Consider the following 13,691-nt stretch of genomic DNA (forward strand, 5'->3'; position numbering starts at 1 on the left):
TTGTCATCGTGCCGTCATGCCGCTATGGGCGGCTGCGTGACTCACGACATCCATATCATCGGCGGCGGGCTTGCCGGCTCGGAGGCCGCGTGGCAGCTCGCTCAGGCGGGATATAAGGTCCGCCTTTCCGAAATGCGCGGTTCGGGCGAGATGACCCCCGCGCACCAGAGCGACCGGCTGGCCGAGCTCGTCTGCTCGAACAGCTTCCGCTCGGACGATGCCGACAGCAACGCGGTCGGGCTGCTCCATCAGGAGATGCGCGCGCTCGGCTCGCTGATCCTCACCCAGGGCGACATCCACAAGGTGCCCGCCGGCTCGGCGCTGGCGGTGGACCGCGACGGCTTCGCCGACGGGGTGACCGCAGCGCTGGAGGCGCACCCCAACGTCACCATCGTCCGCGAGCGGGTCGACTCGCTGCCCGCCGAGGGCCGCACCATCATCGCGACGGGTCCGCTGACCGCGCCGATGCTGGCGGAGAGCATCGGCCGCGCGACCGGCAAGGACAGCCTCGCCTTTTTCGATGCGATCGCCCCGATCGTCCACCGCGAGTCGATCGACATGGAGACCGCCTGGTTCCAGAGCCGGTGGAACAAGGGCTCGGGCAAGGACTATATCAACTGCCCGATGTCCAAGGAGCAGTATCTCGAATTCCACGCCGCGCTGATGGCGGGCGAGAAGACCGAGTTCCGCGAGTGGGAAAACGTCCCCTATTTCGAAGGCTGCATGCCGATCGAGGTGATGGCAGAGCGCGGCGTCGACACGCTGCGCTACGGCCCGATGAAGGGCGTCGGCCTCGACGATCCGCGCACCGGGCGCTGGCCCTATGCGGTGGTGCAGCTGCGGCAGGACAATGCCAGCGGCACTTTGTGGAACATGGTCGGCTTCCAGACCAAGCTCAAATATGCCGAGCAGGTACGGCTGTTCCGCACCATCCCGGGGCTGGAGAATGCCGAGTTCGCGCGGTTGGGTGGCCTGCACCGCAACACCTTCCTGCGCTCGCCCGAACTCCTCGACGGCACGTTGCGGCTGAAGAGTGCGCCCAATATCCGCTTTGCCGGGCAGATCACCGGCTGCGAGGGCTATGTCGAGAGCGCGGCGATCGGGATGCTGGCGGGACGGTTCGCCGCGGCGGAGATTGCCGGCGTGGACCTGCCCGCGCCGCCGCGCGAGACGGCGCTGGGGGCGCTGCTGTCGCACATCACCGGCGAGGCGGAAATCGAGACCTATCAGCCGATGAACGTCAATTTCGGGCTGTTCCCGCCGATCGAGGGGCGGACCAAGAAGGCCGATCGCAAGCGGATGTATACCGATCGGGCGCGGGCGGCGTTGAAGGACTGGCTGGCGGCCTGAGGGGGGGCACCTTCTAAGCCGTCATCCCGACGAAAGTCGGGATCCAGAAGCCTCTACGTTCCAGATGGAGCCGGGAGCGCTAGGCCAATGGATCCCGGCTTTCGCCGGGATGACGGCGTAGAGCCCAGGTTCACGTCTCCAGCACCGGCTCCTTCGCCATCGCCAGCGCCAGCGCACGGTGGCGCTTCTCCACCGCCTCGCCATAGAGCGGCTCGTCGCCATCGGCGAGGCTGAGCACCAGCGACGACCCTTCCAGCCGCAGCCGCGACCGCTTGAGCGGCCGCGCGACGCCGCCGCTCAGCCGCTGGCCGAGTCGCATCGCCAGCCCCCAGCGCTTGGCTTCGGCCAAGGCTTCGGTCGTAGCGAGCCGTTCGAGGGGCGCGGGGCTGTCGATCGCGCCCCCCAGCGAAGTGTACAGCGCCTGCGCGACCATCGCGCGACCTGCGGCGTCGATACCCACCCAATTGCCGTGCAGCCCGATCTCCATGCCGCGTTCGGCGCGGAATTCCGGGTTGGCCCGCCAGCCCACATCGGCGAGCAGGCAGGCGGCATGCCGCAGCCGCGACCATTCCGGCCCGTCGCGGAACAGCGGTGCCAGCCAGGCATCGAGCAGATCGCCATGCTCGGGGAAGCGCCCCGAGCGCTGGCCCTCCTCGCGCGCGGCGACGATCAGCGGATCCTGCTGCCGCTCCTCGGCAGAGAGGCGCTGGAACAGCAGGCCTTCGCGCAGGCCGTACGCAGAGACGATCGTCCCGGTGCTGCCGAGCTGCCGGGTCACCGCCACCAGCAGCGCGGCGGCATCGGCCAGCGAGGGAATGCGCGCGCTCGACAGATCGGGAACGGTCTTGAGATCGGCCTTGGTCGCGCCCTCGACGCGGCGGCCGAGTTCCTCGACCCGGTCGATTGCCAGCGGGTAATGATGGACGATCGGCAGCGGATAGTTGCTGAGGTGCATGTCGAGCTTGGCGAGCGAGCGCCACGAGCCGCCGACCATGTAGAAGGGCAGGCCCTTCCCCCGCCCCTTCCAGCCCGCCGCCTCGATCATACGGGTGACCTCGCGCTCCAGCACGCCCTTGCCCCGCGCGCGGATCGCGCCGAGGCGGAGCACGCCGAGCGGGAAGGAGACGCGGTCGGTCACCGTGCCGGCGACGACGCGAACCAGTTCCAAGCTGCCCCCGCCGAGATCACCGACGACCCCGTCGGCTTCGGGGATGCCCGACAGCACCCCCAGACCGGCGGCGGTCGCTTCCTCGACGCCCGAGAGCAGCTCGACCTCCAGGTCGAGCGCCTTGGCCATCGCCATCAGCTCGCCGCCATTGGAGGCATCGCGCACCGCGGCGGTGGCGACGGTACGCAGCTCGCTCACCTGCATCTCGCGGGCGAGCAGCGCGAACCGACCGAGCGCGGCGCGTGCGCTGGCAAGGCCGCCGGCATGGATCGCGCCGGTCTCGGCCAGGCCCTTGCCGAGCCCGGCCATCACCTTCTCGTTGAACAGGATCGCGGGCAGTCGTGCCGGGCCTTCATAGACGACCAGGCGGATCGAATTGGAACCGATATCGATGATCGCCGTGCGCGGCCGGGCGCCTTCGGACTGGGCGCGCGGCTTGCGGAACAGGACCGTGGCCACCCGCTCAGCCGCCCTTCGCCGCGAGGCGACGCTTGCGCGGCGACAGCTTGGGCACGGGCTTGCGCGCCTCCACGGCGGCGCCGCGGCCCGAAAGCGAGGGGTTGGTCATGAAATAGCGATGCAGGTTGAATTCCCCGTCTTCGCCCGGAACGATCCGGTCGTAATGGCCGTCGGGCGCGAGCAGCCAGCTCTGTTCGTTGTCCAGCAGGTTGGCGACCATCACCTGGTCGAGCACCTGATCGTGCACGGTTTTGTTGAGCAGCGGCAACATGAACTCTACGCGGCGATCGAAGTTGCGCTGCATCCAGTCCGCGGAGGAGATATACAGCTTTGCACCGTCATTGGGCAGCGCCTTGCCGTTGCCGAACGCCCAGATGCGGCTGTGCTCAAGGAAGCGGCCGACGATCGACTTCACCCGGATGTTCTCGCTCATGCCCGCGACGCCCGGGCGGAGGCAGCAGATGCCGCGCACGACCAGCTCGATCTGCACGCCGGCAGCGCTGGCCTGATAGAGCTTCTCGATGATCGCCGGATCGACCAGCGAGTTCATCTTCGCCCAGATCGTGCCCGGGCGCCCGGCGCGGACATGCTCGATCTCCTCCTCGATCAGCGCGGTGAGGCGCTTGCGGAGGTCGCGCGGCGAGATGCCGAGCAGCTCCAGATGCTGCGGTTCGACATAGCCGGTGACGTAGTTGAAGATCTGCGCCGCATCGCGCCCCATCCGCGGATCGGCGGTGAAGAAGCTGAGGTCGGTGTAGATGCGCGCGGTGATCGGGTGGTAGTTGCCCGTGCCGAAATGGCAGTAGGTGCGATAGCGATCGCCCTCGCGGCGCACGACCATGGAGACCTTGGCGTGGGTCTTCCAGTCGATGAAGCCATAGACGACCTGCACGCCCGCCCGCTCCAGCGCGGTCGCCCAATAGAGGTTCTGCTCCTCGTCGAACCTGGCCTTGAGCTCGACCACCGCGGTGACCGACTTGCCGGCTTCGGCGGCGGCGATCAGCGCGTTGATGACCGCGGGCTGCTTGCCGGCGCGATAGAGCGTCTGCTTGATCGCCACCACGTCCGGGTCCGCCGCCGCCTGCTGGAGGAAGCTGAGCACGACGTCGAACGTCTCGTACGGGTGGTGGACGATGATATCCTTGGCGCGGATCGCCGCGAAGCAATCGCCGCCATATTCGCGGATCCGTTCGGGGAAGCGCGCGGAGAAGGGGGTGAATTTCAGGTCCGGCCGGTCCTCGTCGACCAGCATCGAAAGGTCGCCGACGCCGAGAAAGCCGCCCGTCTCGGTGAGCAGCGCATCGCTGCCGCCCAGCTCTTCCTTGAGCACCGCTTCGAGATCGGGGGCGATGCCCTCCTCCATCTCCAGACGGATCACGCGGCCACGGCGACGCCGCTTGATCGCCGAGCGGAAGGTAAGGACCAGATCCTCGGCCTCCTCCTCGATTTCGATGTCGCTGTCGCGCAGCACGCGGAAGGTGGCGGCGGCGAGCATCTCGTAGCCGGGGAAGAGCAGCCCCCAGAAATGCTTGATCAGCGTCTCGATCGCGACGTAGCGCGCTGGGCTGCCTGGCAAGCGGACGAAGCGCTTGAGCGTCGTCGGCAACATCACCAGTTCCTGGATCGGCTCGCGATCGGACTTGCGCAGCAGGTTGAAGATCACGCTCGATCCCTGATTGGGGATGAACGGGAACGGGTGGGCGGGATCGAGCGCCTGCGGGGTCAGGATCGGGAAGATCTGCTCGCGGAAGTGATTGGCGAGCCATTGTTCGGTCTCGCCCTCGATCGCATCGGCTTCGAGCACGAAGATGTTCGCCACCGCAAGCTGTGCGCGAATGTCCACCCACACTGCCTGCTGCTCGTCGGCAAGCGTCGCGGCTTCGGCCGAGATCGCCTCCAGCTGCTGCGCCGGGGTGAGCCCGTCGGCCGAGCGGGTGTCGATATTCTGCAGCTGCTGGCCCATCAGGCCCGCCACGCGGACCATGAAGAATTCGTCGAAATTGCTCCCCGAGATGGAGAGGAAGCGCAGCCGCTCCAGCAGCGGATGCGCGGGGTTGCACGCCTCTTCCATCACGCGGCGGTTGAAGGCCAGCCAGGAGAGCTCGCGGTTGAAATAGCGTGCTTCGGTGGGATCGGCGGGGGCGATGGTCGCAGGTGCGGCGGATTCGGTCATTCGCTCTCGCTATCGTCGGAATGCGTCAAAAGGCTTGCAGCCTGGAGTGTAGTCTTCACCACCGGGATCGACAAACGGCCGTCGGTCTCCATCTCCAGCACGTCGGCAACGCGCAGGATGGCGACATGGCTGCGCTCGATCCGCCTGGCGATCCAGGCGATCACGGCCGGGGTCGCGTGGAGCAGGTGCCGGGTGAAGGCGCGTTCGAGCAGCAGCGGGATCAGCGCGTCGTCGGGCGGGCCGATCTCGAGCAACGGCGAGGCGGCGAGGCGCGAGCGCAAATCGGGCAGCGTCACCTCCCAGAGCGGCGGCGCGGCGTCGGCGACGATCAGCAGCGGGCGACGCGCGCCCTGGGCGTCGTTCCAGGCATGGAAGATGTCGGCCTCGTCGGCGCGCTCGGCATCGTCGATGATCGTCGCGCCGTTCTTGGCGGCAAAGATCCGCGCGAGCAGGCTGCGGCCGGACTTTCGCGGGCCCACCAGCAGCGCGGCCATGACGGGCCAGGTCGCCCAATGTTCGAGCTGTTGGACGGCGCGGGCGTTCGAGTCGCTGACCAGGAAGTCCGTCTCGCTCGCCTCGGGCAGCCCCAGCGGCAGGCGAAGCTGGCTCATTGCGCCTTGGGGGTCGGCGATGCCTGCGGCGCGGCCCCGCGACGGATGCGGAGCACGCCCGGCCCTTCCTGCACGCTCCAGCCGCGCGACTCGAGCGCGGCGCGCAGCGCAGCCTGCGATCCGTCGAACGCGACGCGCATCACCGAGATGCCGCCCAGCGCGAGGCTGGTGGTGGTGGCACTGCGCACACCCGGCACGCCGCGCACGGCGCTTTCGGACGCGTTGACCGCAGCGGCATTGGGCGTCTCGACCTGGACCGACAGCGACGTGGTCGCGGCGGTGGCGCCCGGCGTGGCCTCCACGCTCGGCAGCGGCGTCGGCAGCGGCACTTCCTCGGGTGCCGGCGCGGCCGGCTGGGCGACCGGGGGCCGCGCGGCGAGCACTGCGTCCGTATGGAGCCGGCCGGCGGCCAGCGCCGCCTGATAGGCCTTGTCGATGCGCGCGACGGCGGTGTCGAACAGCGCGTCGATCGCGTCGCCATTGTCGATCCGCAGCGCGAAACTGGTAATCGGATCCTTGTCCGGGCCGTGCGTCGCCGAGAAGATGCCGACGATCGGCCCGCCCGGATAGTCGCGGCGCAGCTGCACCTCGGCGACGAGCATGTCGACCGCGCCATATTGGTCGAGGATCGTCCGCCACCAGTTGCGGCCATGGCGGAGCGTCTGCCCGGTATCGACCAGCAGCTTGTCCGCGCCGGTGCCGCGCAGGCGGACATAGTCGATCGTGCTGCCCGCGGCGCGCAGCCGGTTCCAGGCGCGCGCCCAGGCGGTGTCGCGCTCGAACACCTGCCCGACGCCGCCCGAATATTGCAGCGGCACCAGCAGCATCGGCGGCGAATGGGTGACCGCGATCGACACGCCCAGGATCGAGCCCGCCTTGGCGCGATCGAACTGCACGCCCAGGCTGGCGATGTAGCGATTGGGCCCGATCTGCTCGCGCTCGACGACGATGCCGGTGACGATCGCGTCCAGGGCCGAATCGGAGAGCGATCCCGGCGTGCCGGTGAGCTGCTGCGACAGCATCGACCAGCCCTTGCGCTGCGCGATCCGCCAGCCGCCCTGGCGCGCGATCTCGGCACTCTTGCCCGAGACGTCGACCTTCACGCCGCTCACTTCGAAGCTGCCGGCGGCCCCCACCGGCCCGGCGGGCGCCCCGCCCTGCCCGCGTGCCGCCATGATGCCCGCACCGGCGAGCGCGAGCACCGAAAGGGCGCCAAGGACGGTTTTGGGACGGCGAAACTGCATGCGGGCGCCCTTTTGGCGAACCGGGCGTGGAAATCCAAGCGCGTTGTGGCTAGGGCGCTCTCCCATGAGCGAGACCAAGGCGGGCCATGGCCCCTACACCTATGCCCAGGCGGGCGTTTCGATTGCGGCGGGCAATGCGCTGGTGCGCGCGATCGGCCCGCTTGCCCGTTCCACCCGGCGCGCCGGCGCGGACGCCGATCTGGGCGGCTTCGGCGGCATCTTCGACCTGAAGGCGGCGGGCTTTACCGATCCGCTGCTGGTCGCCGCGAACGACGGCGTCGGCACCAAGCTGAAGCTGGCGATCGAGCACAACCATCATGACGGCGTCGGCATCGACCTTGTCGCGATGTGCGCCAACGATCTGATCGTCCAGGGCGCCGAGCCGCTGTTTTTCCTCGACTATTATGCAAGCGGCAAGCTCGACAATGCGGTTGCCGAGCGGGTGATCGCGTCGATCGCCGAAGGCTGCCGCCAGGCCGGCTGCGCGCTGATCGGCGGCGAGACCGCCGAGATGCCGGGCATGTACGCCGACGGCGACTATGACCTGGCGGGCTTCTGCGTCGGCGCGGTCGAGCGCGACCGGCTGCTCGACGGCAAGAAGATCGCGCCCGGCGACGTGCTGCTCGGCCTCGCCTCGAACGGCGTGCATTCGAACGGCTTCTCGCTGGTGCGGCGACTCGCGGCGGACAAGGGCTGGAAGCTCGATCGCCCGGCGCTGTTTGACCAGGAGCGGCTGCTGATCGACGCGCTGATGGCGCCGACTCGCATCTATGTCGCCAGCCTGCTGCCGGAACTCCGCAAGGGCACGATCCACGGCCTCGCCCACATCACCGGCGGCGGCCTGCTCGAGAATGTCCCCCGCGTGCTGCCCGAGGGCACCCATGCCCGGATCGACGCCGATGCCTGGCCGCTGCCGCGGCTGATGGCGTTCCTGCAGGCGCAGGGGAATATCGAGCCCGAAGAGATGGCGCGTACCTTCAACTGCGGCATCGGCATGGTCGCGGTGGTCGCTGCCGACCAGGCCGAGGCGGTGTCGGCGGCGCTGACCGCGGCGGGCGAGACCGTGTTCACCATCGGGACGATCGAAGCCGGCGAGCGCGGCTGCACCGTGGTCGGCGGCGACGAGACCTGGAGCGCGCGTGCGCCATGGAGCGCCACGCACCATGGGTGAGGCGTCTGCCGGCGCCTCAAGTCCGAAGAAGCGACTCGGCATCCTGATCTCGGGCCGCGGATCGAACATGGCCTCGCTGGTCGAGGCCGCCGCGGCGCCGGACTGCCCCTACACCGTCGCGCTGGTCGCCAGCGACAAGCCGGAAGCGGCCGGGCTCGCCTGGGCCGCCGAGCGCGGCGTGCCGACCTTCGCGCAGAGCCCCAAGGGCATGCCCAAGGCCGAGTACGAGGCGAAGATCGACGCCGCACTGCGCGCGGCAGGCGTCGAGGCGATCGCGCTTGCCGGCTATATGCGGCTGCTGTCCGACGATTTCGTCGCGCGCTGGCGCGGGCGGATCGTCAACATTCACCCCTCGCTGCTGCCCAAGTACAAGGGCCTCGATACCCACGCCCGCGCGATCGCGGCCGGCGACGCCGAGGCGGGCGCTTCGGTCCATATCGTCACCGAGGAACTCGACGGTGGCGAGGTGCTCGGCCAGGCGCGGGTCCCAATCCTCCCGGGCGACACCGCGGACAGCCTTGCCGCGCGCGTTCTGGCGGAGGAGCACAAACTCTACGCCAAAACGCTCGCCGACTGGCTCCGCGACTGACACGCCGCGGATATTTGGCCGTCATCCCGCGTTCATCCTCGTTCATACCGAACAAGGGGAAATGACCGACATGGCCAAGGACTCGGCGCTCACGCCGGAGGAAGAAGGCGGGATCGCCACCGCCGAACTCGGGCTCGTGCTGCTCGACGGCCCCAACGGCGTCGCCGTCGCGATGACCCCCGAGGCCGCCGAGGCCACCGGCCGCAGCCTGCTCGCCGCGGCCGAAGCGGCGGCAGGCCAGCGCGAACGGGGCGAAACGGGTTATTGAGACTTGTGCTGCCATAGTGCCCGCGCCGATAAGGGGCGCGGATGATCAAGGTCGCCAGCTATAACATGCGGAAGTCGATCGGCACCGACCGACGACGCCGACCGGAGAGGACGCTCGAGGTTCTGCTCGAGGTCGACGCCGACGTGATCGCCTTGCAGGAGGCCGATCGCCGCTTCGGCGCGCGCGAGGCGGTGCTCACCCAAAGCCTGCTCGCCGAGCACAGCCCTTGGAAGCCGGTGCAATTCGGCATGCGCGCGCGATCGATGGGCTGGCACGGCAACGCGCTGCTGGTCCGCAAGGAAGCCGAGATCCTCGGCTGCGCGGCACTCCATCTGCCGACGCTGGAGCCGCGCGGCGCGGTGATGGCCGACCTCCGCATCCAGGGACAGAAGCTGCGCGTCCTCGGCATGCACCTCGATCTGTCCGGCCTGTGGCGCCGGCGCCAGGCGCATGCGATCCTCACCCAGCTGGCGGACCTCCCGCCGATGCCGACGGTGATGATGGGCGATCTCAACGAATGGAGCGCCGAGCGCGGCTGCCTGCGCGATTTCGCCCAGCATTTCGCCTTCGCCGCCACCGGCAAGAGCTTCCACGCGCGCCGCCCGATGGCGCGACTCGACCGGATCATGGCCTCGCCCGAACTGGCGTTCGGCGATGCCGGCGTGCACCACAGCCTGGCGGCGCGCACCGCCTCCGACCACCTCCCCGTCTGGGCGGAGGTGCGGCACCGCTGATGCAGGAGACGCAGGAAAAGGAACTGCGGCTGGCGCTGGTCTGCTATGGCGGGATCAGCCTGGCGGTGTACATGCACGGCATCACCAAGGAGGTGTGGCACCTCGCCCGCGCGAGCTGCGCCGAGCGCGAGGGGACGCCGCTCCACAGCGTCTATCGCGCGCTCATCGAGGACATTCGCGAGCGCAGCGGGCTCAACCTGCGCGTGCTGGTCGACATCCTGTCGGGTGCCAGTGCCGGCGGGATCAACGCGGTGTTCCTCGCGCAGGCGATCGCCACCGGCCAGTCGCTCGACCCGCTGACGGCGATGTGGCTCGACCATGCCGATGTCGACGCGCTGCTGGCGCCGAGCCAGGGGCCGTCGCACCGCTTCGCCAAGATCTGGGCCAAGCCGATCGCCTGGATGCTCTCCAACCGCGAGCATGGCGTCGAGGAAACGGTGGAGGCCGGGGCACGCGCTGAGGTGCGCGAAAAGCTCGAACGCTTCGTTCGCTCGCGCTGGTTCGAGCCGCCCTTCGGCGGCGAGCAATTGCTCAAGACGCTGCTCGCCGCCTTTGACAAGATGGCCCGGGGCCCCGCCGAGCGCCGGCTGCTGCCCGAAGGCCAGCCGCTCGACCTGTTCGTCACCGCCACCGATTTTCGCGGCCATGCCGAGACGCTGCGGCTCAACACGCCCCCGGAAGTGGTGGAGACCGAGCATCGCCTCGTCTTCAGCTTCACCGATCACGGCCGCGGTACCGGCATCGCCCATCCCGCCGCGCTGGGCTTTGCCGCCCGCGCGACCTCCAGCTTCCCCGGTGCCTTCCCGCCGCTGATGGTGGAGGAGCTCGACAAGGTGCTCGCCGATCGCGGCGAGGCCTGGGCGGGACGCGACGCTTTCCTGCAGCGCGCGCTGCCCGAGCAATGGGCGGAGAGCCGCGCCGAGAAAGCCGTGCTGATCGACGGATCGGTGCTGGCCAACGCGCCGTTCGGGCCGGCGATGGACGCGCTGCGCGAGCGCCCTGCCCGCCGCCAGGTCGACCGGCGCTTCGTCTTCCTCGATCCCACGCCCGACATGCGGTTCGACTTCTACGGGCCACGCCGCGAGCGCCCGGGCTTCTTCTCGACGCTGATCGGCGCGCTGTCGGAACTGCCGCGCAAGCAGCCGATCCGTGACAATCTCGATGTGATCGCCGCCCGCTCGGACCGGATCGAGCGGATGCTCGCGATCGTCTCCGAGATCCGCGCCGAGGTGGAGGCGCAGGTCGAGTCGCTGTTCGGCTATACGCTGTGGCTCGATTACCCGACGCCCAAGCGGCTCGCTGCGTGGCGCAAGCGCGCGCAGGTCGCTGCCGCGGCGAAGGCGGGCTACGGCCATACCGCCTATGCGCTGCTCAAGGTCGACGGCGCGATCGACCGGACCGCGCGCCTGCTCCAGGCGCTTGCCGGACAGCAGGACGGATCGCGGCTCCGCTCGCTCGGACGCCGGCTGCGCGAAACGGTGCGGACGCGCGGGGCCGACCGCTTCGGCGCGTCGCTGCCCGGCGGCGCCTCGCCCGAAGCACTCGACTTCCTGCGCGGCCACGACCTCGGCTTCCGCATCCGCCGCCTGCGACTGCTCGCCCGGCGACTCGCCGAACTCGAGCAGTCCGCCCCGCGGGGCGCGATGCGGCCGATGCGGGACGCGATCTACGGCGCGCTCGCCGCCTATCTCGAGCTCAAGCGCTCGGACACCTTCGCCGATCTCCAGGACAAGCTGGCGGGCGATCCCGCCATGGTGCTCGACACGCTTGCCGAGCGCATGCAGCTCCGCGCGCTCGACCGGCAGACTGATGAGGTGCTCTCCGCCGGGTTCAGCGCGCTGTCGAAGGAGCTGCGGCGGCCGATGCTGCTCGCCTATCTCGGCTTCCCCTTCTTCGACATCGCGACGCTGCCGCTGCTCCAGGGCGAAGGCATGGACGAGTTCGACCCGATCCGCGTCGACCGGATCTCACCCGAGGACGCCAAGGCGATCCGCACCGGCGGCGTCGCGGCGATGCTCAAGGGCAACCAGTTCAACAATTTCGGCGCGTTCTTCAGCCGCGCGTACCGCGAAAACGACTATCTCTGGGGTCGCCTCAACGGCGCCGACCGGCTGATCGACATCGTGCTGTCCACGCTCGACCGGGAAGCGCGCCCCGATGCCGAGCAGATCGCCACCCTCAAGCGCCGCGCCTTCCACGCGATCCTCGACGAGGAGGCCCCCGCCCTCACCGCAATCCCCGGGCTGATCGCCGAACTGCGCGCCGAAATCGGCTGAGCCTTGGCAAGCGGGCCCCCTCGGGCCTAGAAGGCGCGCAGGGTTTGCCAGGAAGGGAGCGGAATGCGGTTTCTGAAGGTGCTGTTGTGGCTCCTGCTCGGCGGCGTGATCGCCGGGTTCGTGATCTACAATGGCGAGCAGCGCGTGAGCATCCAGCTCTGGGGCGGTCTCGTCGCCGATATCAGCCTGCCGCTCTTGCTGATCGTCGTGTTCCTCGCCGGCTTCCTGCCGATGCTGATCGCCTATCAGACGCTGCGCTGGCGGATGCGGCAGCGCTTCGCCGGGCTGGAGCGCGCGCTCGCCGACCTGCGCGCCATCCCCGCCACCCCCGCCCCGCGCTTCGAGCCGGTTGCCGAGCCCGTCGCCATCGAGGAGCCGCGCGCATGAGCAGCCGCATCTATGTCGCGCTCGACACGCCCGAGCTGGAAAAGGCCAAGGCGCTCGCCCAGAAGGTCCGCCACCATGTCGGCGGGATCAAGCTGGGCCTTGAATTCTTCATGGCGAACGGCCGCCACGGCGTGCACGAGATGGCCGAGATCGGCGTGCCGATCTTCCTCGACCTCAAGTTTCACGACATTCCCAACACCGTCGCCAAGGCGATCCAGGCGCTGCGGCCGCTCAATCCGGCGATCCTGACGGTGCATGCCGCCGGCGGCCGGGCGATGCTGGAGGACGCCAAGGCGGCCGCGCCCGAGGGCACCAAGGTCGTCGCGGTTACGATGCTGACCAGCCTCGACGGCAACGACATGACGTCGATCGGCCTCAAGCCCGATCCGCACGAGCAGGTGATGCGGCTGGCCGAGCTCGCCCGCTCGGCGGGTGTCGACGGCATCGTCTGCTCGGGCGAAGAGGTGAAGGCGGCGCATGCGGCGTGGAAGGACGGCTTCTTCGTCGTCCCCGGCGTGCGCCCGGCCGATGCGCATGTCGGCGACCAGAAGCGCGTGGTCACGCCGCGCAGCGCGGTCAATGCCGGGGCGTCGATCCTGGTGATCGGCCGGCCGATTACCCAGGCCGAGGATCCGGACGCAGCAGCGCGGGCGATCGCGGCGACCTTGTAACTCGCCGCAAGGCCCCCCTCACCCTCCCCACTGCCTCCGGCAGCGGGTCCCCTCCCTCCCCCAAGGGGACCATGGCTCCTACCATCCGCCCCGCCACCACTGCCGACCTGCCGGCGATCCACCCCGTGATCGAGCGCGCCTATCGCGGCGAAACCGCCCGCCAGGGCTGGACGCACGAGGCCGACCTGATCGAGGGCCCGCGCACCGATCTGCCGACCCTCAACGCCATCGTCGAAGATCCGGCGCAGGTGCTGCTCGGCGCCTGGGAAGGTGAGACTGCGATCGGCTGCGTCAACGTCGCGAACCGGGGCGGCGGGACGGCCTATCTGGGCCTGCTCTGCATCGATCCGCTGCGCCAGGACGCGGGGCTCGGCCGCCAGCTGATCGCCGCCGCCGAGGCGCATGCCCGCACCGTCCTTGACTGCACGCGGATGGAGATGACGGTGATCGAGCAACGCCGCAAGCTGATCGATTACTATGTGCGCCGCGGCTATGCCGAAACCGGCGCGCGCTGCGACTTCCCGATCCCGCTGGATCCGCCGCTGTTCATGACGGTGCTGGCCAAGAAGCTGGTCTAGCGCCTACAGGGC

At 69.4% G+C, this 13,691-nt stretch carries 13 protein-coding genes; 9 read left to right on the forward strand and 4 right to left on the reverse strand.

Annotated elements, in window-relative coordinates:
• Positions 1-36: 36 nt before the first annotated feature.
• On the forward strand, positions 37-1,350 hold the full coding sequence (gene trmFO, locus GGR89_RS08105; RefSeq protein WP_125973589.1) for a methylenetetrahydrofolate--tRNA-(uracil(54)-C(5))-methyltransferase (FADH(2)-oxidizing) TrmFO: 1,314 nt from the start codon (positions 37-39) through the stop codon (positions 1,348-1,350).
• A 130-nt stretch (positions 1,351-1,480) separates the two neighbouring features.
• On the opposite strand, the gene GGR89_RS08110 is transcribed toward trmFO, so the two are convergent.
• From GGR89_RS08110 to GGR89_RS08125, 4 genes are read right to left on the reverse strand one after another with little or no spacing between them, the layout of a single operon-like run.
• The gene (locus GGR89_RS08110) at positions 1,481-2,977 is read right to left on the reverse strand and encodes a Ppx/GppA phosphatase family protein (RefSeq protein WP_125973587.1); all 1,497 of its coding nucleotides are present in this window, start codon (positions 2,975-2,977) and stop codon (positions 1,481-1,483) included.
• A gap of 4 nt (positions 2,978-2,981) precedes the next feature.
• Positions 2,982-5,150, reverse strand: a complete 2,169-nt coding sequence (locus GGR89_RS08115) for an RNA degradosome polyphosphate kinase (protein WP_125973585.1) — start codon at positions 5,148-5,150, stop codon at positions 2,982-2,984.
• Positions 5,147-5,761 carry a P-loop NTPase family protein gene (locus GGR89_RS08120; RefSeq protein WP_125973583.1) on the reverse strand — a complete coding sequence of 205 codons (615 nt, stop codon included), beginning with the start codon at positions 5,759-5,761 and terminating at the stop codon, positions 5,147-5,149. The genes GGR89_RS08115 and GGR89_RS08120 overlap by 4 nt, the downstream gene beginning before the upstream one ends.
• The gene (locus tag GGR89_RS08125) at positions 5,758-7,005 is read right to left on the reverse strand and encodes a heavy-metal-associated domain-containing protein (protein ID WP_167712866.1); all 1,248 of its coding nucleotides are present in this window, start codon (positions 7,003-7,005) and stop codon (positions 5,758-5,760) included. The genes GGR89_RS08120 and GGR89_RS08125 overlap by 4 nt, the downstream gene beginning before the upstream one ends.
• A 64-nt stretch (positions 7,006-7,069) precedes the next feature.
• Here GGR89_RS08125 and purM point away from each other — a divergent pair, with 64 nt between their 5' ends.
• From purM to GGR89_RS08165, 8 genes are all read left to right on the forward strand, one after another.
• The gene (purM, locus tag GGR89_RS08130) at positions 7,070-8,176 is read left to right on the forward strand and encodes a phosphoribosylformylglycinamidine cyclo-ligase (protein ID WP_125973579.1); all 1,107 of its coding nucleotides are present in this window, start codon (positions 7,070-7,072) and stop codon (positions 8,174-8,176) included.
• Entirely contained in the window at positions 8,169-8,765 is a 597-nt protein-coding gene (gene purN, locus GGR89_RS08135; RefSeq protein WP_125973578.1) for a phosphoribosylglycinamide formyltransferase, read from the forward strand. The genes purM and purN overlap by 8 nt, the downstream gene beginning before the upstream one ends.
• Before the next feature lie 70 nt (positions 8,766-8,835).
• Positions 8,836-9,033: a hypothetical protein gene (locus GGR89_RS08140; protein ID WP_125973576.1), complete on the forward strand. Its 198-nt coding sequence runs from the start codon at positions 8,836-8,838 to the stop codon at positions 9,031-9,033.
• 41 nt (positions 9,034-9,074) lie between these two features.
• Positions 9,075-9,767, forward strand: coding sequence for an endonuclease/exonuclease/phosphatase family protein (locus tag GGR89_RS08145; RefSeq protein ID WP_125973574.1), 693 nt, complete (start codon positions 9,075-9,077; stop codon positions 9,765-9,767).
• A complete protein-coding gene (locus GGR89_RS08150; protein ID WP_125973572.1) occupies positions 9,767-12,043 on the forward strand; it encodes a patatin-like protein in 2,277 nt (758 codons plus the stop codon). The genes GGR89_RS08145 and GGR89_RS08150 overlap by 1 nt, the downstream gene beginning before the upstream one ends.
• Positions 12,044-12,106: 63 nt before the next feature.
• A complete protein-coding gene (locus GGR89_RS08155) occupies positions 12,107-12,430 on the forward strand; it encodes a LapA family protein (protein ID WP_125973570.1) in 324 nt (107 codons plus the stop codon).
• On the forward strand, positions 12,427-13,101 hold the full coding sequence (gene pyrF, locus GGR89_RS08160; protein WP_125973568.1) for an orotidine-5'-phosphate decarboxylase: 675 nt from the start codon (positions 12,427-12,429) through the stop codon (positions 13,099-13,101). Before GGR89_RS08155 ends, pyrF begins: the two co-directional genes overlap by 4 nt.
• Positions 13,102-13,172: 71 nt before the next feature.
• A complete protein-coding gene (locus GGR89_RS08165) occupies positions 13,173-13,679 on the forward strand; it encodes a GNAT family N-acetyltransferase (RefSeq protein ID WP_125977060.1) in 507 nt (168 codons plus the stop codon).
• Positions 13,680-13,691 lie beyond the last annotated feature (12 nt).

It is taken from the genome of Sphingomonas trueperi (assembly GCF_011927635.1).
In the GTDB taxonomy this organism is placed as follows: Bacteria; Pseudomonadota; Alphaproteobacteria; order Sphingomonadales; family Sphingomonadaceae; genus Sphingomonas; species Sphingomonas trueperi.